Annotated in this window: 25 protein-coding genes and 1 other RNA gene; 7 read left to right on the top strand and 19 right to left on the bottom strand. The window is 34.9% G+C overall.

Translation table 11 applies throughout. The annotated features are described in order from the left end of the window. Positions 1–81 precede the first annotated feature (81 nt). Positions 82–1,194, bottom strand: a complete 1,113-nt coding sequence (locus ACM55H_RS12135; RefSeq protein ID WP_416836734.1) for a class I SAM-dependent methyltransferase — start codon at positions 1,192–1,194, stop codon at positions 82–84. Between the two features lie 89 nt (positions 1,195–1,283). Then, positions 1,284–1,583, bottom strand: a complete 300-nt coding sequence (locus ACM55H_RS12130) for a hypothetical protein (protein ID WP_416836733.1) — start codon at positions 1,581–1,583, stop codon at positions 1,284–1,286. A gap of 118 nt (positions 1,584–1,701) precedes the next feature. Here ACM55H_RS12130 and rnpB point away from each other — a divergent pair. From rnpB to ACM55H_RS12115, 3 genes are all read left to right on the top strand, one after another. Further along, positions 1,702–2,019, top strand: an RNA gene (rnpB, locus tag ACM55H_RS12125) — RNase P RNA component class A. Positions 2,020–2,146: 127 nt separating this feature from the next. Continuing rightward, entirely contained in the window at positions 2,147–3,067 is a 921-nt protein-coding gene (locus tag ACM55H_RS12120) for a ketopantoate reductase family protein (protein ID WP_416836732.1), read from the top strand. Positions 3,068–3,169: 102 nt separating this feature from the next. Further along, a complete protein-coding gene (locus ACM55H_RS12115; RefSeq protein ID WP_416836731.1) occupies positions 3,170–3,727 on the top strand; it encodes a hypothetical protein in 558 nt (185 codons plus the stop codon). 75 nt (positions 3,728–3,802) lie between these two features. Here the strand turns inward: ACM55H_RS12115 and ACM55H_RS12110 are convergent, their stop codons facing one another. Beyond that, positions 3,803–4,402 carry an RsmD family RNA methyltransferase gene (locus tag ACM55H_RS12110; RefSeq protein WP_416836730.1) on the bottom strand — a complete coding sequence of 200 codons (600 nt, stop codon included), beginning with the start codon at positions 4,400–4,402 and terminating at the stop codon, positions 3,803–3,805. Then, positions 4,399–5,220, bottom strand: a complete 822-nt coding sequence (locus tag ACM55H_RS12105; protein WP_416836729.1) for a DUF3822 family protein — start codon at positions 5,218–5,220, stop codon at positions 4,399–4,401. Before ACM55H_RS12105 ends, ACM55H_RS12110 begins: the two co-directional genes overlap by 4 nt. Before the next feature lie 154 nt (positions 5,221–5,374). Here ACM55H_RS12105 and ACM55H_RS12100 point away from each other — a divergent pair, with 154 nt between their 5' ends. The 4 genes from ACM55H_RS12100 (at position 5,375) to kdsB (ending at position 9,224) form a co-directional block, all read left to right on the top strand. Further along, positions 5,375–6,796 (top strand): ATP-dependent DNA helicase, encoded by a 1,422-nt coding sequence (locus tag ACM55H_RS12100; RefSeq protein WP_416836747.1) that lies wholly within the window; start codon positions 5,375–5,377, stop codon positions 6,794–6,796. A gap of 18 nt (positions 6,797–6,814) precedes the next feature. Next, positions 6,815–7,645, top strand: a complete 831-nt coding sequence (gene ygiD, locus ACM55H_RS12095; RefSeq protein WP_416836728.1) for a 4,5-DOPA-extradiol-dioxygenase — start codon at positions 6,815–6,817, stop codon at positions 7,643–7,645. Between the two features lie 91 nt (positions 7,646–7,736). After that, the gene (locus ACM55H_RS12090; protein ID WP_416836727.1) at positions 7,737–8,417 is read left to right on the top strand and encodes a GNAT family N-acetyltransferase; all 681 of its coding nucleotides are present in this window, start codon (positions 7,737–7,739) and stop codon (positions 8,415–8,417) included. Positions 8,418–8,495: 78 nt separating this feature from the next. Beyond that, entirely contained in the window at positions 8,496–9,224 is a 729-nt protein-coding gene (gene kdsB / locus ACM55H_RS12085; protein ID WP_416836726.1) for a 3-deoxy-manno-octulosonate cytidylyltransferase, read from the top strand. A gap of 86 nt (positions 9,225–9,310) precedes the next feature. On the opposite strand, the gene ACM55H_RS12080 is transcribed toward kdsB, so the two are convergent. The 15 genes from ACM55H_RS12080 to ACM55H_RS12010 all read right to left on the bottom strand — a co-directional run bounded on the left by ACM55H_RS12080 (position 9,311) and on the right by ACM55H_RS12010 (position 25,161). After that, positions 9,311–9,976, bottom strand: a complete 666-nt coding sequence (locus tag ACM55H_RS12080; RefSeq protein ID WP_416836725.1) for a spermidine synthase — start codon at positions 9,974–9,976, stop codon at positions 9,311–9,313. A gap of 315 nt (positions 9,977–10,291) precedes the next feature. After that, positions 10,292–11,245, bottom strand: a complete 954-nt coding sequence (locus ACM55H_RS12075) for a fumarylacetoacetate hydrolase family protein (RefSeq protein ID WP_416836724.1) — start codon at positions 11,243–11,245, stop codon at positions 10,292–10,294. Between the two features lie 9 nt (positions 11,246–11,254). Continuing rightward, positions 11,255–12,385 carry an FAD-dependent oxidoreductase gene (locus ACM55H_RS12070; RefSeq protein WP_416836723.1) on the bottom strand — a complete coding sequence of 377 codons (1,131 nt, stop codon included), beginning with the start codon at positions 12,383–12,385 and terminating at the stop codon, positions 11,255–11,257. Positions 12,386–12,428: 43 nt separating this feature from the next. Further along, positions 12,429–13,541, bottom strand: coding sequence for an alpha/beta hydrolase family protein (locus ACM55H_RS12065; protein WP_416836722.1), 1,113 nt, complete (start codon positions 13,539–13,541; stop codon positions 12,429–12,431). Between the two features lie 66 nt (positions 13,542–13,607). Further along, entirely contained in the window at positions 13,608–14,591 is a 984-nt protein-coding gene (locus ACM55H_RS12060; protein ID WP_416836721.1) for a VOC family protein, read from the bottom strand. A 152-nt stretch (positions 14,592–14,743) separates the two neighbouring features. Then, the gene (locus ACM55H_RS12055; RefSeq protein WP_416836720.1) at positions 14,744–15,511 is read right to left on the bottom strand and encodes an SDR family oxidoreductase; all 768 of its coding nucleotides are present in this window, start codon (positions 15,509–15,511) and stop codon (positions 14,744–14,746) included. Between the two features lie 30 nt (positions 15,512–15,541). Further along, a complete protein-coding gene (locus ACM55H_RS12050; protein ID WP_416836719.1) occupies positions 15,542–16,312 on the bottom strand; it encodes an SDR family NAD(P)-dependent oxidoreductase in 771 nt (256 codons plus the stop codon). Next, positions 16,309–17,499 (bottom strand): multidrug effflux MFS transporter, encoded by a 1,191-nt coding sequence (locus ACM55H_RS12045; RefSeq protein WP_416836718.1) that lies wholly within the window; start codon positions 17,497–17,499, stop codon positions 16,309–16,311. Before ACM55H_RS12045 ends, ACM55H_RS12050 begins: the two co-directional genes overlap by 4 nt. 103 nt (positions 17,500–17,602) lie before the next feature. After that, positions 17,603–18,091, bottom strand: coding sequence for a cupin domain-containing protein (locus ACM55H_RS12040; protein ID WP_416836717.1), 489 nt, complete (start codon positions 18,089–18,091; stop codon positions 17,603–17,605). Next, the gene (locus ACM55H_RS12035; RefSeq protein ID WP_416836716.1) at positions 18,088–18,426 is read right to left on the bottom strand and encodes a DUF3861 domain-containing protein; all 339 of its coding nucleotides are present in this window, start codon (positions 18,424–18,426) and stop codon (positions 18,088–18,090) included. The genes ACM55H_RS12040 and ACM55H_RS12035 overlap by 4 nt, the downstream gene beginning before the upstream one ends. Positions 18,427–18,441: 15 nt before the next feature. Further along, complete coding sequence (locus ACM55H_RS12030) at positions 18,442–20,751, bottom strand: glycoside hydrolase family 3 C-terminal domain-containing protein (protein WP_416836715.1); 2,310 nt, start codon at positions 20,749–20,751, stop codon at positions 18,442–18,444. A gap of 312 nt (positions 20,752–21,063) precedes the next feature. Next, the gene (locus ACM55H_RS12025; protein WP_416836714.1) at positions 21,064–21,933 is read right to left on the bottom strand and encodes an alpha/beta hydrolase; all 870 of its coding nucleotides are present in this window, start codon (positions 21,931–21,933) and stop codon (positions 21,064–21,066) included. An 18-nt stretch (positions 21,934–21,951) separates the two neighbouring features. Further along, entirely contained in the window at positions 21,952–23,379 is a 1,428-nt protein-coding gene (locus ACM55H_RS12020) for a glycoside hydrolase family 1 protein (RefSeq protein WP_416836713.1), read from the bottom strand. A gap of 8 nt (positions 23,380–23,387) precedes the next feature. After that, on the bottom strand, positions 23,388–23,807 hold the full coding sequence (locus ACM55H_RS12015; RefSeq protein WP_416836712.1) for a VOC family protein: 420 nt from the start codon (positions 23,805–23,807) through the stop codon (positions 23,388–23,390). A gap of 1 nt (position 23,808) precedes the next feature. Next, on the bottom strand, positions 23,809–25,161 hold the full coding sequence (locus ACM55H_RS12010; RefSeq protein WP_416836711.1) for an FAD-binding oxidoreductase: 1,353 nt from the start codon (positions 25,159–25,161) through the stop codon (positions 23,809–23,811). Between the last annotated feature and the right edge of the window lie 34 nt (positions 25,162–25,195).

Here is a 25,195-nt window from a genome sequence, read left to right as displayed (position 1 = left end):
TATAGGTAATGGGATTATATTATGAAAATGATAATTTGTTTAATTCAGATATTTATAAAATTAAAAAACTACTTTTCATTTTCAACTAAAGACGGTTTTTGAAGAATTCGAAAATTTCAAACCGGATAATAGATATTCTGGTATACCTTTTTGTTGTATCAATACTTTGAATTTAATTCCCATATCAATCAGTAACCTATAATTAATAAGCGATTCCTGCATAGCCAATGCCAAATTATTTGGGTTATTATTTAAAGTTGAATTTTGATATTCTTTGATACCCAGCGACAATAAAAATTGTGCTTGGTCCACGATTCCACAGCAATCCATTCCGAATTGCGAACCCCAATGCGATATCGCAGAAAAGTTGATGTGCGTTGTTATGTCCTGTTGTCCAATAAATTGATACGGATTGTCATTTTTTTTGTGTTTGTAATAACATAAAAGCGTGCCGCAACTCCTGCGATTGTTGTATAATTCAGATGATAATGAACCATAATCAATGGTAATTACATACCCTTTTTGTAAAGATTGAGAAACTTCTTTGATCCATGATAGGGCTTCCAAATTAATTTCAGTACGAAATCCTTCAGGTAATTTTACATTTAATGCAGTCAAATAATCGATGAGTTCTTTTTTTGCAGGTTTTAAAATTTCAGTAAAATCCTCTTTATAGTCTACAAAAACTTCTTTAAGTTGCTCTTCCATAATTACCTGATGAACGGAGAAATTATCAATCAATTCATTGGATAAAACACAGCCGTTAATTTCAGGTATATCTTTAATTGTATTATACCAGTTTACTTTTTCATGCAAGTGTTTCTTTTGAATTTCCTGCATACGGGCACTTTTTTCGATAATGCAGTAGGTTAGATCTTCATATAATGGAATGTTGTTCCTGAGATAATCTAAAATATCATGACACATTAAACCTGTACCAGCACCATATTCAACAATTTTAAAAGGCTTTTTTTCTAAGTTTTGCCACATTTCTTCTATTTGGTGCGCAATCATAGCTCCAAAAGCGGCAGTAAGATTGGCACTGGTGTAAAAGTCACCATCCGCCCCAATCTTGTTTTGAGCAGAATTATAATATCCTAATTCTGGATAATATAATGCTATTTCCATAAAATCCCGAAAAGATAATGGCCCTTCCTTTTTGATTCGTTCTATTATTATTTCGGAAAGCAACATCGGATTTATAAATTAAATGATGAAGTTTTTCTCATAAATAAATTACAAGCAGCCTTAAAAAAGGAGGTTGAAATAGATCAGATTTATTTTTATTTATTTCTTCCTTTAATGCTGATTTCATTCAGAACTTTTGCGGCATCATTTTCGGAATTTGCAGCAAAACCAGCTACAAAAACTCCTTTTTTACCGGAACTGGATTTTATACCGTAAACGGTTGCCTCATCGTCAGGGCTACTATCCCCTTCGTATCGATAGATGTGTTCTATTTCATAGCGATGTGGATTTTTGATAATGTCTTCTTCATGAAGATTAAAATCAAACGTAAATCCCATTTCACTCAAATCATCTAAGGCTTTAGAAACACTGGCGTAATGATATATGTTTGACATAATAGTAGATTTATGGTTAATGTTTAAAGGTAACTATTTTATTATGAATTCATTGTCAAAGAGTTGTTAAAGTAAATAATCTAAAACCTCAAAAAAGGATTAAATGTTGTAAATTCGCACCGCAGACCGCCTTATCGTCGTTTTGAGCAATCAAAAGGGAGGAAAGTCCGGACACCATAGGGAAGCATAACGGGTAACGCCCGTCGGGTTGAGCAATCAATTCAGGACAAGTGCAACAGAAAGTATGTACAGGTAATGCTGTAGTGAAACCAGGTAAACTCTATGCGGTGAAATATCAAGTATATCAGCATTTAAGGGCTTCTCGTCCGTTGTTGAAGGGTAGATAGCTTGAGCTTATGAGTAATTATAAGTCTAGATAAATGATAAGGCTCCGATTTATCGGGGACAGAATCCGGCTTATAGGTCTGCATTTTTTTTACTACACCATTTATTTTTGTCGCAAAGACATAACGTTTTTTTCTCATTTTTGCACTTTACATTTTTAGAATCATCTTCGCACTTTTGTGGTTTACTTTGAAAGTGATTTATAATAGACTTATAATATGAAAACAAGAATAGGTATTTTAGGATTGGGTGGAGTAGGTGGTTATTTTGGAGGATTATTGGCCAAAGCTTACTTTGATTCGGATGCAATAGAAATCATATTTATTGCTCGTGGTGAAACCCAAAAAGCAATAGTCCAAAATGGATTAAAAATTATTTCTGATACTAATGAAGTAATTGTTTTTCCAAATTTAGTTTCTAATAATCCAGACCAAATTGGAAAACTGGATTGCCTTATTTGCGCTACTAAAACCTATGATATCGAAAGCAGTTTTGAATCTATAAAAAGTTGCATTAGTCAAAACACAATAATTCTACCTTTATATAATGGTGTTGATGCTGCGGAGCGCATACAAACCTTGTTTGCTAAAACTACCGTATTACAAGGTTGTGTTTATATAGTTTCAATGATTGTATCTCCGGGAGTTATTAGAAAAATAGGTCCTTACGAAAAATTATTTTTTGGTTCTAAAACTGCGTCAATTTCGAAACTAAATCAATTGCAATCCATTTTCGAAAATGCTGGAATCGAAAGTTATCTAGTTGAAAACATCGAAGAAACGGTTTGGGAAAAATTCATTTTTATTTCAGCCTTGGCTTCGGCTACATCCTATTTGAATCAGAATATTGGAGGAATTTTAAAGAATCCTGCTAACAAAGCAATTTATATTGCATTGCTAAATGAGATTAGTGCAGTCGCTGCCGCAAAAGGATTAGGGATGCCAAATGACATTATTGCCCAAACAATTGTCAAACTTGAAAAATCTCCTCAAGACGCCACTTCATCGATGCACAGGGATTTTTTAGCAAATCGAAAAACAGAAGTAGCTTCTTTGACGGAATATGTGGTAAATGAGGGTGCGAAATATGGAGTTTCAACTCCTACGTATCAAATGATATTGGAAAAATTAACGAGATAGATCTTAATATTTGAATAAAATTCTGACAAATTAGAATTTAATTATTATGTTTGTTTTCGATATAAATCAAATGATATATCGGGAACTTAATAATAATAATACATGCAATTATCAGTATTTAAAAATAGTAAAGCAGCGATTTTAGCTGTTTTCATTTTAATGACAATTTCACATTCAAACGCTCAAGAAAAACCAGCCGTAGCAAAAAGCCAATTCAAGATTAATGTTTTACTTCCAGGATTTGTTTATGAACATGGGTTAAGTGAAAAAAACACTCTGTATTCAGAATTGAGTTCAGGTTATGGATATACATCAAATAGTTTTGGGAAAACATGGACTTTTTACCCTAATATTAATGAACAATTTCGTCATTATTATAATTTAGAAAAAAGAGCACAAAAAGGAAAAGTTACTTCCCATAATTCAGGAGGATTTGTTGCCATCATGGCTTTTTATAATTTCAGATCAATTTCAACGAATGATAACTTTTTACCTGCAAATTCATCGATTACTTTAGCACCAGTTTGGGGTTTTCAACGAACTTACAAAGGAAATTTTAATCTTGATTTGAATATGGGTGTTGGTTATAATTTCAAAAAAAATAATAGTGATTTTGTACCCGTGTTAAATTTTACTTTGGGTTGGGTAATTGGTAAATAATTACTTTAATCCTTTAAATAAAACAGAGAAACCCTTGTTATTGCAAGGGTTTCTCTGTTTTATAACATATCGGGATTACTCTTCTTCACCATCGTTTTGGTTTGATTCATTTTCAGAATCTTCCTCTTCATTACTAGAACCTATTTCGAAGAAACTAAAAATAGAACCTCCGTAACTTTTCTGGAATGAAAAATGAATCATGTGATCCAGTTTGGTATATTTCGAATGCTCGATTACCATCATTCCTTCTTCATTAAGCAATTCTTTTTCGAAAACTAACAAAATGATTTTCTCGAAAGTTTTTTGATCCAAAGCATATGGCGGATCTGCAAAAATTATATCATAAGACGTTTTGCATCTTTCTAAATAGGTGAAAACATCGCTTTTAGTTGCAGCAATATTAAAATCATATTCGGCAGCAACTTGCTTGATAAATTTTACACAACCAAAATCACCATCAACAGATGTGATTGGCGTGCTTCCTCTTGAGGCAAATTCGTAACTGATATTTCCGGTTCCTGAGAATAAATCTAATATTTTAAGTCCTTCAAAGCTGAAATGGTTGTTCAAAACATTGAATAATGCTTCTTTAGACATGTCGGTAGTGGGACGAACGGGAAGTCCTTTTGGTGGAAAAATGCGTCTTCCTTTGTATTTTCCTGAAATGATTCTCATGAGTTGAAAAGTATAAAATGATTTCTGTTTTCGGCCTCAGAAAAATAATTGTTCCATCGCAAATCTTCCACATCTATAAGGGAAACGTTACGAATGTATTTATAAGCGATTTTGAAATAATCACTTTCGGTATCAATATTTCCGATTAATTCCAATGGGAAGTTTTCGGGATTTAAGTTCAATTGTTCGGCAGTAAATAAGATGTAATACAAGAAATCTTCGGGAGTGCTGTAATCAAAAGAATTGAAAAGTAATAATTTTTGGTTCTGAACCACAATGATTTCAAAATGACCAGAATTGATGTGAATGAACATCTTTTTATCATCCTTATTTTTGGATGCAACCAAAAGTTTCGAAACCAAAATACTATTGGCATGTTTGTAATCAAAAGAACCAAATTGGTCAATAAAAAAATTATTGATATTCACATACGGAATATAAACCGCATTCATCTGATAGTTTGGAATTTCATCAAAAGCAAAAAAATCCGTTTCAAAAACCTTGGTATTGTATTGCAAATAACTTCCTAAAAAGTTCTCATCAAAAAGAGCTGTGGGAACAAAAGTGGAAAGGTTATTATTATGAATAATCAAAATTTCATCATACGAATCCTTTAGCTCCGGATGATCTCTGAAAGCATCACCAAACAATTCTTCAATTTTTGTGGCTTTATGAAACGTATCAAAATGTACTTCGTTAAATGAAGTGACCGTATTGTTTAGCGTGTCAAAACAACAAAAAGAAAGCCCAGTCAAGGAAACTTGAATGGACAGTTTTTTATATTTTTTTTCGGTGATGTTCGTATTTTGTATTGACATAATTTGATTTTCAATCCATTTCTACCTTATATATAGTACAAGAATTAAACGCGGTCACAAACTTACAATTTTTTTACGATTCTAATACCAATTTATGCAATTGCCTCGATTTTCATACTTATATTTGATGTTCATTTATAGCAATCAACTTCACATGAATTCCTCCTTGTTTTACAGTCTTTTACAGAGAAAATTTCCTTTTCAGCCCACTTATAAACAAGATATTTTTTTTCAAAAAATTGCTATTTTTTTAACTGAAGCAGATAATAAGACCATTTTCGTATTAAAAGGATATGCCGGAACTGGAAAAACAACCGTTATTTCTACGATTGTAAATAGTTTATTGGACATCAATAAAAAATATGTATTGTTGGCACCAACAGGTCGCGCGGCAAAAGTAATTGCCAATTATTCGAATAAACCGGCTTTTACGATTCATAAAAAAATCTACTTTCCAAAGAAGTCTTCCGGTGGTGGCGTTTCATTTACGTTGCAACAAAATAAACACAAGAATACCATATTTATAGTCGATGAAGCTTCGATGATTTCGGATACCAATTCGGATTCTAAGTTATATGAAAACGGCTCTTTGCTTGATGATTTGATTTCGTATGTATATTCAGGAACTAATTGTAAAATGATATTGTTGGGTGATACCGCTCAGTTACCTCCTGTGAATTTGGATATCAGTCCGGCTTTGGATATTCGCACTTTGGGAATGAATTATGATAAGGAAGTAGAACATATCGAATTAGACGAAGTCATGCGTCAGGAAGAAAGTTCCGGGATTTTGCATAACGCAACTGAACTTCGGGAATTATTGAAAGATTCCTTTATTGATGAATTCAAATTTGATGTCAAGAAATTTAAAGATATTGTTCGGTTGACCGATGGGTACGATATTCAGGATGCCATCAATTCTGCCTACAGTAATTATAGTATAGAAGATACCGCTTTTATTGTTCGTTCCAATAAAAGGGCGAATCAATATAATGAGCAAATCAGAACCAAGATCCTGGATAAAGAAAGCGAACTATCAACCGGCGATTTCCTGATGGTGGTGAAAAACAATTATTTTTGGTTGAAGGATTCTGATGAAGCGGGTTTTATTGCTAATGGTGATATTATCGAAATATTAGAAATTTTCAATATCAAAGAATTGTATGGTTTTAAGTTTGCCAAAGTAAAAATCCGAATGATTGATTACCCTAATCAGATTCCGTTTGAAACGGTATTGTTAATGGACACCATAAAAAGCGAATCTCCATCTTTAACCTATGAAGAATCCAACCGATTGTATCAGGAAGTGTTGAAAGATTATGAAGGCGAAACCAAATTCCAAAAATTCCAAAAAGTAAAAGCCAACGAATATTTCAATGGTTTGCAAGTGAAATTTTCTTATGCAATTACGTGTCATAAATCGCAAGGTGGACAATGGAATACTGTTTTTATAGAACAACCGTATTTGCCGGACGGCATCAATAGAGATTACATTCGGTGGTTGTATACTGCAATGACCAGAGCAAAAAATAAATTATATTTGATAGGTTTTAAGGATGAGAATTTTGTGGAATAATTTTTTAAAAAAAATGAAATGAATACACTAAACGACTTACATAAAATTTCAGGTTCTTTTTCGAATACCGAAAAAATGCCTGTTTTGTTTTTAGGACACGGCAGCCCGATGAACGCGATTGAAGAAAATCAGTTTGTAACTGGTTTTCGAAACTTGGCTAAAACTTTACCACAACCGAATGCCATTTTGTGTATTTCGGCGCATTGGTTTACCAAAGGAACAAAAGTTACCGCAATGGAAATGCCAAGAACGATTCACGACTTTGGCGGTTTTCCGCAAGCGTTATTTGACGTGCAATATCCTGCAAAAGGAAGTCCGGAATTAGCGATAGAAACCAAACAATTATTGACACCGGTAGAAGTAGAGCTGGACGAACATTGGGGTTTAGATCACGGAGCCTGGAGTGTCATCAAACATTTATATCCCGAAGCGAATGTTCCCGTGATTCAGTTGAGTATTGATTACACCAAATCTGGGCAATATCATTTTGAACTGGCTCAAAAACTAAGTGCGTTGCGTACCAAAGGAATCTTGATTGTAGGCAGCGGCAATATTGTTCATAATTTGAGATTAGTTGATTATCATAATTTCGACAAAGACAATTACGGTTACGATTGGGCTATTGAAGCAAGGGAAACCGTAAACAATTATTTGCTGGACGGGAATTTCCAACCATTGATTGATTTTGAAAAACAAAGCAAAGCGTTTCAATTAGCGATTCCTACCCCTGAACATTATTTACCCTTAATATATACTTTGGGTTTAAAAGGAAAAACGGAAGAACTGAGTTTGTTTAATGATAAGTTATTGGCGGGTTCTTTGAGTATGACTTCGGTCAAGATTATGTAGGATAGATACTAAAGAAGTGTTTTTTAAAATAGCTCTTTTTCTTTTTTAAAATATTAATAACCCCAAAATAAACCCTTCAATACTACTCATTTTGAAAACACAAGACGATAAAAAATTAGATAATCCAGTTTGGTTTTCGGTATCAGAAACATATCAAAGTTTTGCGGTAGATCGCGGCAATGTAAAGTTTTATCATCCGGATTATTGTCCGTTTGGTGGTTTTGAAAAAGGCAATGCCATTGCAAAGTCTATCGATGAATATTCGAAAATGGTTGATAGTTTTTTTATTGTTGGAGAAAAGCCGGAACTTTCAAATCTATTAAAATTAAATAAAGAATTAGTTTCCCTTCAAATGATTGTTTACAATCCAATCGATATTTTAATAAAAGACCAAATCATAAAACTTACTGAAGAACATATTGATGCTTTATATGAGTTGGTAAACTTGGTGCAACCGGGTTTTTTTAAAAGAAAAACTGCTTTATTAGGCAATTATTACGGTATTTTCAAAAACGATGAACTTGTTGCCGTGACTGGTGAACGCATGCAAATGAATGACTTTATCGAAGTCAGTGCAGTAGTCACACATCCCAATCATACCGGAAAAGGATATGCCAAACAATTAGTTGCCCATACTGTAAATGAAATTTTCAAGCAAAATAAAACTCCTTTTTTACATGTGATTGAAGATAATAAAGGAGCAATACAATTGTACGAGAAATTAGGTTTTACAATCAGACGAAAAATTAGTTTTTGGAATATCACAAAGTAAATTCAGGTTGAGAATTAAGAACAATTTTGTAAATCCTAAAAACATACTAACTTAGCACTTTAGCAATTCCATATATAAATGAAAATAATAGCAGTCATTCCCGCCCGTTACGCTTCGACACGATTTCCCGCAAAGCTGATGCAGGATTTAAGAGGTAAAACGGTCATTTTAAGAACTTATGAAGCAGCCATAAACACTAAATTATTTGATGATGTTTTTGTGGTAACGGATTCGGATTTAATTTATGATGAAATTGTTTCTCATGGTGGAAAAGCCATTCGAAGCATCAAGGAACACGAATCGGGGAGTGATCGAATTGCAGAAGCAGTCGAAAATCTGGACGTTGACATTGTGATTAATGTTCAAGGAGACGAACCTTTTATTGATGCGGAACCTTTGGCAAAAGTAATTGAAGTTTTCAGAAATGATTTGGATAAAAAAGTAGATTTGGCTTCCTTGATACGTGAAATAACTAATGATGACGATATCAATAATCCGAATAATGTAAAAGTCGTTGTGGATCAAAACGGATTTGCGTTGTACTTTTCGCGTTCGGTAATTCCATATCCAAGAGAGAAAAACGTGGGTGTTCGGTATATGCAACACATCGGGATTTATGCCTTTAGAAAACAAGCTTTATTGGATTTTTATAGTTTACCGATGAAATCATTGGAAGCGTCCGAAAAACTGGAGCAATTACGCTATTTAGAGTTTGGAAAACGCATCAAAATGGTAGAAACTACTCATGTAGGAATCGGAATTGATACTCCGGAAGATTTAGAAAAGGCGAGAAAGATGCTTGAATAAATTAAAAAAACCGCAGATTCACAGATTGTTAATTAAATCTGCAAATTTGCTGTTGTGTTTTTTGAAGTTATGAATAGGAATAGTTTTTATTCTAATTTTTCAATTACGATTAATTCATTATGTATTTCTATTCTGGGAATAGTTCTTATTTTGAATTGATTTTCATAAAATTCAGAAACATATTTTTGATTTCTTATATTTTGGGTTTCATTCAAAATCATCGTATTGAAAAGAATGAAACCTCGACTTTTTAAAAGAAAGCAGATACGGTTGATAAAAAAGGTTTCAAATAAAAAATTGGGCATTGTAGTATCTTGGAAGATATCAATTATAATCAAATCGTATTTGTTTTTGGTTTTCAAAACAAATTCAAAGGCATCTTCAATAACAATATCAAGTTGGGGTATTTTATTTAAGGCAAAATATTTATTAGCCACATTAATTATATCGGAATCAATTTCTACTCCGGTTATTTTTCCTTTAAATTTAATTTCATCAACCAACGTTTTTACAACACTGCCTCCGGCCACTCCCAAAACAAGAATATGTTCCATAGCCGCTATTTTTTCAAAGCCAATGTTTTTTAGACCAATTCTTAAAATACGTTGCAGACTTCCATATGAATAATTTGCATTTTCAGAATCTAAAACTAACTCCCCATTTGCCCAAGTCACTTCAATCGATTTGCTCAATGAAGATTTTGATTGATAAATTTTTATTGGAATAAGGTAACTGAATATTTTTTTAATCATTTGTGACAATTTTGCTCAAAAAATAGTTGGGCTGTAATATTTAACGTAAGATATTTCTAGTTTTTATTAAAGCTAATTACTAATACTTCACAAAAGTAAAATAACCAAGTAAACTAATTCTTATAAATTATTTTTTCGACTTGGTACAAATATATTGATTATTCCAGATTGTTATACATTATGATACGGTCAAATGTATATTAATTATCTAATGGAATAAAATAAAATTACATGATTTTAAAGCAAAAAAAATACCTAAAACAACAAGTGCTTTAGGCATTTTCTAACTAAATTGAAAATATTTATTGGAACAGCTTAAACCACTGTGTTTTTTAAAATCCCGATTCCTTCTATTTCTAGTTCAACAACATCTCCAGGTTCCAAAGGGCGGTGAACTGAAAAGTTATTTTCTATCAAACTTCCCCAACCTATAGTACCGGATCCTAAGATATCTCCTGGCATAAGGTTTACATTGTTTTCTGAAGCGCGTTCCATCATTTGTGGAAAAGTCCAATGAACGGTTTTATAGTTCCCTTCACATATTGTTTCTCCGTTAATTCTTGAAGTCATTTTTATATCGAAACGATCGGTTGTGCTTTTTGGCATAGCCAAATGTTCTGGATGCGATTCTCTTGAAATGCTGCAACGGTATTTTTCAAACTCATCTTTGGTAACGATGCAAGGACCAATAGCATTAGCGAAATCCTTTCCTTTATGTGGGCCAAGTGGAACAGTCATTTCATGTTTTTGAATGGCACGGGCTGTCCAGTCATTAAAAACAGTGTAACCAAAAATATAATCATCAGCATTTTCAGCTTTAATGTCTTTTCCTTTTTTACCAATTACGACAGCCATTTCTAATTCGATGTCGAGCTTAGTTTCATTATCAGGGCGAAGAATGTTATCTTCAGGTCCATAAATAGCTTGATGGTTTGTGAAATAAAAAATAGGAATCTCATACCAAGCGGCTCCAACCGTATGACCGAAAGATTTGGATGCATTAAGCATGTGTTGTTCAAAACCAATATAGTCTCTAAAACTTCTTGGGTTTGGCAAAGGGGCTAAAAGTTTTACTTCCTCTAAAGTATAGTGTGGTTTTACAGCACCAAGTTCATTAATGATTTTGAAATTTGCTTCGTGATTATCTATAAAAGTAAGCATGTCCGTTGGTAATTTTGAATCGGCAAGATTCATATCGACAACTGTATCTTCTTGTAACCAACCAATGCGGCTTTCACCTGCTTTATTTTCGAATGTTATCAGTTTCATCTTATTTTTTTAAATAGGTTGTGTAAGTGCCATTAGTGTTTTTCCCATCACAGCACCAATATTTGCACCTTCAGGTAGCGATTTACCTTCATATTCTAATAGTTCCCATTCACCTAGTTTTTCGGAAGCTTCTACGACCAGTTTGCATCTTTCTAATCTGCGATTCATGAAGCGTGAAAAAATAGCTTCCGTACCGTCTTGTTTAGCCACTTCTTCGGCAAGTACTACTGCATCTTCAATAGCCAAAGCTGCTCCTGAACCAAGTTGCGGAATCGTTGCATGTGCACCATCACCAATTATTAAGACATTGCCTTTGTACCATGGTTCGGGTAAGTGTAGGGTTTCTAATGGTCTATAATTTACCAGTTTTGGATCCGTTATTTGATCAATTATATCTTGTACCATTGGGATAGGATATTCTTCTAAATAGGATTTTAGTTTCGGAATCATTTCATCTTCAGGAATGAATGGATTATCGGCTCCTTCTGCAGAAACGACAAACATGTACATCGTTTCTTTAGTCATTGGAATGAGTCCAACTTTACTGTTTTTTCCAAAATACATATAACCTGTTTCTAAATCTTTGGGTCTTTTAAAAGCATAACGCCAAACAGATAATCCAACGTATTTTGGAAAGTAATCACCAAAAATTAATTTTCTGACTTTCGAATTGATACCATCGGCACCAATAAGCATATCATAACTTCCTGTTGTTCCATCAGAAAAACGAACATCTACGCCGTTTTCTTTATCTGTAATTTGATCAACAGTAAGTCCCATCCTAAATTGTACACCAACTGTTTCACATCTTTCATTTAATACTTCATGAAGAATTCTTCTGGATATACCATTGTGGGATGGGAAACGCCCAATAGGAGGTGTTCCTGTTTCAGCAAATTGGTGTCCTGTTGATGAACACATTTTAACTTTTGCATAGGGGCAACCTCTTTTTAGTGCCTCGTCAGCTACACCCAATGAATCCAATGCTCTTAATGCATTGGCTTGTTGGATAATACCAACACCGTACACATCATACTGCGGCAGAATTTCAACAATTTCCACCTCTATTCCTATTTGTTTTAAAGCAATAGCTGCAGATTGTCCGCCGATACCACCACCAACTATGAGTACTTTTTTCATATCGCTAATTTTTTTATTTTGAATGGATTCTAAAATACGACTATTATTTTTTCATTTCTCTAGCCACCCAATCAAACATATTATATGTTTTTGTAAAATTATCGATCTGACAATGTGCAGAACCACTACTTTCTTTAGGGATAATTTCAACTATTTTTTCACAAGTTAACGCATCTCTTAATTTATATGCATTTTCTACAAAATTCTGTCTGTCATCTTCTCCATGCAAAATATAAGTTGGCATAGAAATTTTGTCAGCTACACCATCTAAAGTAAATTCTTTCAGTAATTCTAATGTGTCAGGCATGTTATCTGCTCCAACAATGTGCATTACAATTTCTGCTAAAGGGTGATTGGTAGGGCGATTTTTCCAAATCTCATAATACGACCAAACCGCACCCCAAATACAGCAAATTTTGAAACGAGATTCAAATGCTGCTGAACGTGCCGCCATATAGCCTCCCATAGAAACTGCCATGATACCAATACGTGAAGTATCAACATCCTCTTTTAGGTTTTCCAAAACCCAATCAAAAGCTACTGTTGCGGGTACATTATAATCATGACGCGTATGTACGTGATTTACTCTTAAAGTTGCCCCTTGTCCAGGTCCGTCTAAAACTAATAACGCAATACCTCTTTCATTTAATATTTGGCTTGGACCAAAATACAATTCCTCAGCCAAACTATCCAAACCACCAAACATAATCATTACTGGCGCATCTTTTTTGCCTTCAGGAGCAAATAAATACCCTGGCATAAAAGAACCTTCAAATGGAATCTCTACTTGTTTGGGTTTGTGATCAAACAAAGCGATTGCTTTATGAAAAGCTTCTATTGCCTTTAGATAAGCAGGTAATTTTCTTTCGTCTTTTGGTTTTAAAAAAAACTCACAAGTTCTCAAGTAATTAAAAGCTCTTAAATACGCTCTTCTTGCCGTTGCTGGGTTGTTGTTGTTTGATGCATTTTCGCCTTCTTCAAAAATAGTATTTCCAATTTTTGCCCAAGCATTATGAAAACTTTCATTATCGCCAGGTGTAATTTCGCTTGCTGCTTCTAAAATTTCAGCAAATTCGCCTCCACCGTAATGTGCTTGAGTTAACGCACGGTTTACTTGGTAAGAAGGCATATATTGATTAGGAAAATAGTGCCACATAGGTTTTTATTTTTATAATTTTGAATTATTTTATGAATATAGTAATGTTAGTTTTTTCAGGAATGATTAAATATCAATAGGTTTTGTTTCCAATCCGCCTATTTTTCCTTTGGCCATTTCTTCAAATGGGTTGGTATTTCCCCAAGCATCATTTGGATTGTCTCTTAAATAATGTATGTCTGGTCCGTGGTCCGGAGCAAAAATTAATCGGGCGCAAGCGTATACTTCCAATAAAATACCAGTATGTGGCTCCATTATGTAAAAGAAAAAACCCTCGTCTGCTTTGTGGCGAGTGGGAGCTCCCCAAACACTTTTGTATCCTTTTTCAGTAAAATAATCTAAAGCCAAAAGCACTTCCTCACGGCTGTCTAAATTATAACAAATGTGATTTGCAATTCCTTGTCCTGGTTCTAGATTAGGATCTGAAAATATAGCAATATCATGCGATAAATTTGCTGTAGTCCAAAGCCCACCAATAGGAGGGATATGGTCTTCTAATCGTACTTCATCAGGATTTTTAAGACCTAATGCTGTCCAGAATTCTTTTTCTTTAGCATATTGATGTTTAGCGACTAGATAAGTAAAGTGGTCTATTCGGCGTACATTGGCACCTATTCTTCTATTGCTTGAATATCTGTCTGCATAAATACTTGCTTTTTCTCCAGTTTCTCTCAACCAATTAACATCCCAAAATACTTCATGTTTATGACCATCTGGAGATTGAAATTTAAATGCTTTTCCACGACCTAAATCGGCATCAATCCATCCTTTACCTGCGCTAATTCCTTCTAGGTAAGTAACACATTCATCAAGCGCTTCTTGACTGTCTGCTCTCCAACCAACTGCTCCTAATCCTTTTGTATCGGATTGTGTGATTTTTAAAGTGTGAAAAAAATAATCTCCCCAAGCTCGAAGATAAACTGAATTATCATCTTTACCTGTTTGATCCATTCCTACGATATCGGTATAAAATCGTACTGTTTCGTCTAGATTGGTACTCAACAGTTCAATATAGGCTAATTGTGAAAAATAGTGTGGATTTTTTGCCATTTGTATTTTTATTTATAGTTTTTTTTACATTATTTCTTATAACAAAAGTAAAACGATTCATTATGATGAGTGAATCAATAATATTCTATTGCTATTCAAAATCAATTATTTTTATTTTTTTACATGCTTATTATGCTATTTTTGTATTCTTTTTAGGCAAATGCACCACCATCTACTGCCATTGCATGACCTGTAATAAAAGTCGATTGTTCAGAGCACATCCACAAAGCCACATCAGCAACTTCCTGAGGTTGTCCCATACGCTTCATTCGTTGTAGGTTTATTGCCATTTGCAACGCTTCTGGATTGTGTGCCAATTTTCTTCGACCTTCCATAATCATTGGCGTTTCAATGGCTGTGGGACAAATAGCATTGATTCGAATGTTTTTAGTGGCATTTTCTATAGCGGCACTTTTTACAATACCAATAACGCCATGCTTTGATGCGGAATACGGAACGTTATCGGGTTGCCCCACTAATCCGGCTGCCGATGCAATACATACAATATTTCCACCCCCTTGTTTTAGCATTTCAATCAACTGGTATTTTACACAATACCAAGTTCCTGTTAAGTTAATATTGATTTGTTGCAACCAAGCTTCTTCAGGATATTCATGGGTTGGTAACGAAAGTGTTCCTGCAATTCCTGCTGAATTTACCGCACAATCCAATCGTCCAAATCTAGCAACGGTTTGCTGTATCAGGTTTTCTACTTCTTCTCTTTTGGAAATGTCACATTTTACGAATAGTGCTTCAAGTCCTAAATCAGTAATTTCTTGTACTACCAGTAATCCCGCTTGTTCATTTACATCCGAAACGACTACTTTGGCTCCTTCTTTTGCAAAAGAAATAGCGGTTGCTTTGCCTATTCCTGATGAAGCACCAGTTACCAGACATACTTTGTTTTCAAATCTTTTCATATTCTTATGTTCTAAAATGTTTTTTTAAAATTAATTTCCATCGCTAATAGTTGTTCCGCCATCGATGATTATATTTTGTCCACTGATAAATCCTCCTGCTTTAGATGCCAATAAAAGAGCCATTCCAGCTACTTCTTCTACTTTTCCAATTCTGCGTAATGGTGTAAGCAAAATTCTTTTTTTCATGACTTCGGGATTTTCTGTCAACGGTTTAGCAAATTCAGTGTCAATAACGCCAGGCGAAATAGCATTTACCCGAATATTATCAGGTCCAAATTCTACCGCAAGATTGCGTGCCAGTTGAACTAAACCCGCTTTCGAAATACCATACAATCCCAAATTCTTATTGCCTCTCACACTGGATAAACTGGCCAGATATATAATAGCGCCGTCTTTTTGGGATTGCATGTTTGGGATTACTTTCTTAGTTAAGTAAATCGCGCTTTGTAAATTGATTTGCATTGTTTTTTCAAAATTTTCAGAGTCGATATCCAAAAATGAACCAGGAATAGCTATTCCAACACAATTTACTAAAATGTCTATGGTACCTGCTTTTTCTTTACCTTTAAAAACTAGCGCATCTATTTCCTCTTTTTTAGAAACATCACAAGGAATTGAAAATGCTTTGATTCCTTTATTTTGAAACGCTGTTTGAGTTGTAATACATTCTTTTTCATCATTACTGGAAATGATAACTGTAGCGCCATGTAGGCCTATTATTTCAGCAATTGCTTTTCCCATACCGCTTGAAGCACCCGTTATTAAAGCTACTTTCCCTGTTAAATCGAATAGGTTTTTCATATGGTTTTTTGTTTTAAAATGTATTGCATCATAAAGCTAATACCACTTAAGACCATCATCGTTACGACCATAGGAACTGCGCTGCCATTTTGAAAATAGCTAAGTATTGCTGTTACCAATGCGCTCAATGCCATTTGTGTCACACCCATAATTGCATTGGCACTGCCTATATTTTCTGTAAAAGGACGAATGGTAATCGCCATAGTATTGGGCGAAATCAACGATAAAAACAACATAAAAAAACACATTCCTACCAGAAGATGTACTACCGTCAAGGAGTAAATGGCGGTATATAATAAATAACAACAAACCAACAATTGCATTCCTACTGCGCATAATGCAATGTCATAACTACTAAATCTTCGCAATAATATCCTATTAAACTGACTACCAATTATCATGCAAGATGCAGTACTGGCGAATATCCATCCAAATTGTTGTTTACTATTTCCTAAAATTCCAATAAATAATAAAGAAGAACTTGAAATCCAACTAAACAATACCGCTGATGCCAAGGCCGTAATGATAGCGTAGCCCATATATCCTTTGGTCAGAATTACGGTTTTATAATTGGCTAATATCGCTTTTGGTTTTAAAGAATAGTTTGCGTCAGCTTCTTTCACATGAGGGAGAAAAAAATGCAGTGCAACTAATAATAGTAGCGCCATTACTGCCAAAAAAATAAAAATACCCCTCCAATCAGAAAATAACAGAATAAAACCGCCTAAGGTTGGGGCAATAATTGGGGCAATTCCCATAATTAGGGAAAGCGTAGAAAACATGGAAGCAATTTTTTCAACAGGAAATACATCTCGAACCATCGCTCTACTTCCTACTGAACATACGCTGATACTGATGGCTTGAAAAAAACGAAATACACATAAAAGGATTATATTCCCGGCAACAGCACATCCTAAAGAAGTCAAGAAAAAAAATGCTAATGCAATTAACATTGGGTTTTTACGTCCAAAACGATCTAGTAATGGCCCATTAAAAAACTGTCCCACGCAAGCTCCTGCAAAAAAAGTACTCATAGAAAGGGTAATCATTCCCAAATTTGTGCCTAAATTTTGCGCCATTGCAGGAAATGCAGGCAAATATAAATCGGTTGAAAAAGGCATTAACCCATTCAAACAGCCTAATACTATAATCAGGGTTTTTATATTAATTTCTTTCGTTTTTGTCATTTGAATTTATTTCCAATGAATCATTTTTTTTCCGTTTCACTACACAAAAAGTATTCGGATTGACGATTTAATAATTACACACAGCGGTTTATAGTAATGAATTTTAATGTTGCATATATTCAGGAAGTGGCATTCCGTTAATCTCGTATGGTTTTGCCTCAATGAGTACAAAAACAATTCTGCAAACTTCAGTTTCACTTGGATTTTTCCATTTGTGTACTGTACCGCGTTGAATTATAATTTCTCCGGCACCAATTCTCTTCGAAACTTTATTTTCTAATTCAAGTTCGATTTCACCGCTAATTATAATTCCATAATCTATACTGTCCGTTCGGTGAAGTGGGGAAGAAGCTCCCGGTAACATATCTACAATGCGAATCACCGAACCTCCTTTTAGAGTTGTACCAGCATCTCTTTTGGCACCATCAGTTTCGTCATTGCAATCTGCAGGAACGGTAGCTGTTGTCCACAATGTAGACATCGCAGCATCGCCAGTTGGGATAATTGCGGTTTCAAATTTTTCGTCGGAAGTAAATACGGCAGTACCTTCGGGAGTATGACCGGTTACAATTCTTCTAATTGGTACATTCATTTTGCTTTAAATTTTAATTTTTTTTCGTCTTCGATTTGTGTTGGAGTTGACTTTAGCTTTTTCATAAATTCACGAAAGGCAGGGGAGAAATCACTAAAAAGCGGATTTTCTCTGTTTTTTAACATTACTTCGCTAAACATTTTTAAACCAATGGCAAATTCAGTTGCCTGGTTTTCAGTCTGAAAAAGATTTCTTTGTTTCATCCTTTCGACAATAGTGAATATATTATCATGATTGTCAAATTCTAATTCAATGGGAGTATAGATGGTATCATCAACTTTAGCAGTTGCTAACAGTTCCAGTTTTAATTTGTATTTGTTTGTTCTCTTTTCCATTATTTCTAATTAAAATTATTTTTTACTTGTGTTCATTAAAATATCCTTTTTTAGACTGAACTCTTTTGTTTGTTTTATATCCAATGACGAAGCTCCTATTTTGATGGTATATTTTCCCGCTTCGGCTATCCAAGAAGAAAGAGTAGGATCATAAGACGCTAATTCTTCAGAGGTAAGAGTGAAGCTGATGGTTTGTGATTCGTTTGGCTGTAATAATTTAGTTTTTGCAAATCCTTTCAACTCTTCGGATGGTTTTTTTAGTTTTTCAGATGGAGCGCTTAAATACAATTGTACTACTTCTTTTCCTGCAGTTTTACCACTATTTTTTATGGTAATAGTTGCCATAATTTTATCTTTAAAATCAGTTGAACTGAGTTTAATATCGTTGTATTCAAATTGGGTGTAACTCAAACCAAAACCAAATTCATAAGCTGTTTTTACCTTTTTAGTGTTGTAATAGCGATAGCCCACATAGATATCATCATCGTATTTTATTTCGGCAGGATAAGTTGGCATTACTGGATCTAATATTTCCCCTTCTTTAAGCGGAAGTTGTTTTCCAGGGAAATTTTCGGCTGATGGTACGTCCGTATAAGAAACAGGAAAGGTAGCGGTTAATTTTCCCGATGGGTTTACTTTGCCTGATAGAATATCGGCAATGGCATTTCCACCTTCCATACCCGGTTGCCAAGCCATCAAAATAGCGTCTGCCCAATTGCTCCAACTCGCCATTTCAATAACTCCACCAGCATTGATAACTACAATCACTTTTTTATTCTTGGCGTGAAAAGATTTCGAAAGGGTTTTAAGTGTTTGTTTTTCGGCATCGGTTAAATTGAAATCATCGGCTACTTTTCGGTCTTTTGATTCGCCAGCAATTCTGCCAATTGTGATAATCGCCACATCAGAATTAGTTGCAGATTCTATAATCATCTCGTTTTTAACAGCCATTTCTTTAATAGTAAAAGGATTAAAAACGTCCATAAATGAAGGAGCTGGTTTTTTTGCATTTTCTGATTTTACATAATCTTCATAGATAGATTTGGTATTTTGTTGCAGTTTGAATCCTGAATTTACTAACCCTTCATCTAGAGAAATGGTATATTTTTTAACCACATCTCCACTTCCTGTTCCGCCAGCAATAATGTCATAGGAAGCATTACCAAATAAGGCAATAGAACTGGATTTTGTTATTGGTAGTGCATTGTTATTTTTTAACAAAACCATTCCTTCTGATGCTACCATTCTAGACACAGCTGCATTTGTAGTTAAATCGGGTTTGTTTGAATAGTTGTATTTATTGAAAGTAATGGTTTTTACAACAAGATTTAAAACGCGTTCTACACCCAAATCTAAATCACTCATAGCAAGTGAACCATTTTTTACCGCATTGCTAATGGTTTGTGCCTGATCTGGTCTTCCCGGCATTTGCAAATCATTTCCAGCTGCTAGAGAAATTGCCGCATTTTGTCCTGCAAACCAATCACTCATTACCAGTCCTTTAAAACCCCATTCTTTACGTAAAATGTTAGTTATTAAACGGTTGCTTTCAGAGGTGTAGGTGCCATTTATAAGATTGTAGGATGTCATCAACGTCCAAGGATTTGATTTTTTGACAGCTATTTCAAAACCTTTTAGATAGATTTCTCTTAAGGCACGTTCGCTTACAATGGTGTTCAATTTCATTCTATTGGTTTCGGTATTGTTAGCAGCAAAATGTTTTACTGAAACTCCAATACCATATTTTTGAATACCATTAGTTACCGCAGCCGCAATAGTCCCCGAAAGAAAAGGATCTTCAGAATAGTACTCGAAATTTCGACCTCCCAAAGGATTTCTTTGAATATTAAAAGCAGGAGTCAATACAATATCGATTCCATAATCCTTAGCTTCACGGCCTAATATTTCACCCGCTTTTTGAGTCATAATGGTGTCCCAAGTGCTGGCTAATAAAGTCCCTATCGGAATGGCTGTAGCGTATTTTGGTTTGGCATTTGTTAAATCTAAAAAATGAATTCCAGCTGGTCCATCCGAAAGGGTAATACTAGGAATTCCTAAACGGTTTATGGCGTGTGTTCTACCAGATGTACCCGGAACTTTTGGTGCTATTTTGTCGTCTTCGGGATCATTAGGAGGCAATAAACCTGCTGGAGCTCCGGGAATATACATACCCATTCCTATCACCAATTTCACTTTTTCGTCAAGCGTCAAAGCTTTGATTACTTGTTTTATGTTGTTTTTGTTTAGTTGTGGTAACGGTTTTTCTTGTGCCGAAACCATCAAGTTAAGACAAACAAAAAATAGTAGAAGAAAGATTTTTTTCATAACGTATTATTAATTTAAAAATAAAATAGGACTGTCCTTAATGTTTTACCATTTAGGGAATTAAAAACAATCCAACTTAAATGACCTTATTTGTTTTATATGGTTAAAACTATCAAGATGGTTGAACTGTTATGTGTACAAATGGTATTATAAGTGTTTAAAAAAATAGCACACAGATTATACCGATTTAACGGATTGGCACAGATTTTATACTTTTGAATTTACGTAAATCCACAAAATCTGCGGAAAAATATTAGCACGCAGATTAGGTAGATTTTTTAAGATAAAATGCAGACACTAATTGTACTGTTTCTATAACATTCCTTGCAGTTTCAACCAATCTCCAAAACGTTCAATCCAACTGTCAACAGGTAAGTTGAGTTTGCGCATCCCAAAACCATGACCTCCTTTGGAGTAAATATGCAATTCTGCCGATTTTCCTGCGGCCAACCAATCGCTATAAGTTTTGACACTATTTGGGGCTAAACCCAATTGATCATCCGAAGCAGCTGCGATAAATAGAGGAGGTGCATCAGCAGGTACAATTGTGTTTTTTAAGGCTCCGGTATAGGCATAAATAGGGGCTGCAAAATTCGGACGGTTATTGTCTTTTGAATTATAAACGGTGCCAATTGCTACTGTTCCTCCAGCCGAGAAACCTATAATTCCGATTCTGTTTTTCTCAATATTAAACTCAGCTGCATGATCCCTAACATATTGTATTGCTGCTAATCCATCGGCAATAGCCAAAGTAACAACGGGAGCATTGATAGAATCTAATTTTTTTCTGTTTTCGAATAAAGGAAAAAGCTCTTTTACGGGGTCGTCGGTTTCGCTTTTTACGAGTCGGTATTTTAAGACAAATGCTGTTATCCCTTTTGAATTTAACCATTTAGCTACCTCAATTCCTTCACTGTTTATAGACAAAGTATGGAAACCACCTCCGGGACAAACGATTACTGCGGTTCCGTTTGCCAAAGCTTTGTTTGGAGCATACATGGTAAGTGTCGGTTGGGAAACGTTGTACACCACTTGGGTTTGAAACGTCTCTGAAAACATTTCTTTTTCCTGCCAATTCCAGTTTTCTGATCCGGGAGCTTTCCCCTGATAAAGCGGAATCGTTTTTTGTGCATTTGAAATAAATGCGATAAATAATACAACTAGAAAGGTTTTATTTTTCATTATAATCGATGCTAATTATTAATTTTTATATTGTTGAATTAATTTTTGATATTCGAAATAACTTTGCTTTGGTATACGTTCTTGTGTTTCAAAATCAACGTAGATTAATCCGAAACGTTTGGTGTAACCAAATACCCATTCGAAATTATCCCAACCGCTCCATGCAAAATAGCCGATCATTCTAACGCCGTCTTTTTTTGCCTTCTGAACTGCTTCAGTATGACGTTTGATGTAATCAGCTCTTAAAGGATCTTTTACAATAGGGTTCGCCTTGATGTCTTCTCCTTCAAAACCGGCTCCGTTTTCGGTAATCATAATCTCAGGATTATTATACTCTTTTTTTATTTTAACAAGGAACTTGTAAAGTTCTTCAGGTCTTACAGGGCCATTGTGCGATTTAACTTTATCTGTATTTACGTCCATCCACTTCGTTTCAAATGGTTCTGAAGCATCATATTTTACTAAGGCTGGGGCATAAAAATTAATCCCTAAGAAATCAGGTTTATTTGCAACTAGGATTTTCATGTCGGCAGCAGTTGGTAAGAATGCAGGGTCGTATTTTTTAAAAATATCCAATACTTCTTTTGGATAAGTACCTTTGAAATAACCATCAAGAAAAACGGTGTTCAATAATTTTTCTTGTAAAGCAGAAGCTTTCACATCCTTTGGATTATTAGGATCTAGTGGAGAACAAGGAGAAAAATTGAAAGTCATACCAATTTTTCCACCCAAATTCATTTCGTGGTACATTTTTATTACCTCAGCACTAGCCACCATTTCTCTATGTGCTTTCATCATCCCTCTTGCAAAACGAGTGACATCAGGATCTTTGCTTTGTTCCATGTTAAGAAGATATTCTGCCACAAAGAATTCGATATAAGGCTCATTGAATGTGATGAAGTGTTTTACTTTTTTACCATAACGCTCCAAAGCTATTTTAGCATAGTTTTTATACCACTGAATCATTTCCGGATTTCCCCAACCTCCCTTTTGTACTAAAGCCATCGGGTAATCAAAATGATAAAGCGTTACAACAGGTTCTATTCCTGCTTCTTTTAAATCATCAATCAGAACGTCATAATGAGTTAATGCTTTTTCGTTCACGGCGCCAATACCATCCGGAATAATGCGGCTCCAGTCTAATGAAAAACGGTAGGAGTTAACCCCTAATTCTTTCATCAATTGAATGTCTTTAAGGTATTGTGCTCTATCATACATATTGATAGATACATTAGCAGTTTCTTTTTTACCGGTTATAAATTGAGTTACCCCTACTTTATTAGCAAGGAAATCCCATTTTGACTCGCCTTTACCGTCAGCTTGATAACCACCTTCTACTTGGTAAGCGGCAGATGCAACGCCCCATAGAAAAGGTTTTTTATTTTGTGCTTTTACAGTAATTGCCGAAAGAAGAATTATGCTTAAGGTTTTAATAATTTTTTTCATGATAATTTTTATAATAGTTCAATAATCTCAATTAAATTTCCTGTATTGTCCCTGATGAACCCCATCATAGCGTCTTTGGGAGGACTCAATAAAGGCCCCATGACAATGTCTACCCCTGTGTTTTTAAAGCGTTCAAATAAAGCTGTTAAACCCGATGCTACTTCATAACAAATATGTTTTGTCCCTTGTTGGCGTATATCTGTCAGCGGATGTTTTCGTGCTTCCGGCATAGTCTCGGTTTCATAATGTTCAAATAATTCGAGTTTGAAATCACCATGTTGTAGAAACGCAATTTTGGTTTTTATCTCTGGAAAATCGTTCTCCCAACAAAACTCAAAATCTAAATTTTGTTGGTACCAAGCAATCGCTTCTTGCATGTTTGCAATGCTGATTCCTACATGGTGGGCTTTTAAATAGATTGTACTCATTTTATTCGAACTCATTTTTGTTTACTACCACATCTGATTTTGCTAAATAAGAATGAAATAATCCTTTTGGATCTCTTTCGGCTCTGATTGCTTGCAGTTTTGTGAAATTTGCATCTGAAATAAATTTTCTTTGATGTTTAGTAAAATCAGAATCCCCAAGATATTGCCCTTCGGTTACTTTTTCTATTCGATTTATTTGTTCACTCAGCCAGGTTTTGCACTTTTTATCTTCTTCCTCTGTTTCCCAAAGGGTATAAATTGCTAAATAAATATCCGTTTGAAGCGAAAAAGCCATGTCTGGCAAAGCGCGCAAAGGAGCCATACTAAACCAAAGCGTAAATGTTTTTTCGTTAGGTAATTTTATAAAACTGTCCTTAATTAGAGGGGCTACTTCATCTGGATTTCCTTTCAGCCATGCATTGCTTACAGCCCATCTATGTCCTTCGGGATTGTTTTTAACTTGTACTTCATACTCTGCCGCCAAGGTGGTAGGTTGAGCGGTTTTACGAACTATAGCTTTGGTTATAAAAGGACATTCTTCAAAAGGAGCAAGCGCTTTTTGGGCTGCTTCGGGTGTATCTTCAAATGCCATCGCATGAACGACCATTCCTGTTCCAAACTCGAATGTTTGACCTACAGCAACGATTTCAACGGTATTGGCAACAGTGGTGTGCATGGTTTGCAGCCAATATAATACGCCTTCACAAACGTCAGCGGGATAAACATACGTACTGGCAGTTATCGCTTTTGGGAGTGGGCGAGTCTTTAAATGGAAGCAGGTAACAACACCAAAAAATCCTGGCCCAGCTCCTCGTGCAGCCCAAAAAAGATCCGAGTTTTGGTTGACATCCGCTTTGAGCAATTCGCCATTGGCAGTTACTACATCAATCGATTCAATTTGCTCTGCTGCCCAACCCCAACCTCGGGCATTCCAGCCTTGTCCACCTTGCAATAAAAAACCTCCAATGCCTACGGTAGGGCAATGTCCTCCTGCAAAAAACAGGTCGTTTTCTTTTAAAAACGGAGCCAATTCATGTCCTCCTTTGGTTGCTGGACCAGCACTTACAATACCAGTCGCTTTATTTAAGGATATTGAATTCAGATGTTTTAAATCCAATAAAATGCCTTCATCACGCACGCTCCACACTGCCCAGCTGTGACCTCCTGAACGGGTGGCAATTTTATATGATTTTTCGTTAGCTAATTTTACTGCTTCAACAACATCATCAGCGTCTTCTGGGAAAAAAACAGCAACAGGATATCGATTTGGACGGAGGTGATTGAAGACTCTGCCAACTCTGGCTTCTTCGTAACCGGCATCTCCTTTATAATATATTGTACCTTTAAAATTCATTTGCTTTGAAATTTTTCTTAAAAAAAAGGAATAT

Source organism: Flavobacterium cryoconiti (assembly GCF_048158645.1).
Classification (GTDB): Bacteria; Bacteroidota; Bacteroidia; order Flavobacteriales; family Flavobacteriaceae; genus Flavobacterium; species Flavobacterium cryoconiti.
Note: the sequence above shows the minus strand (reverse complement) of the source record. Positions and strands in the feature narration are given on the sequence as shown.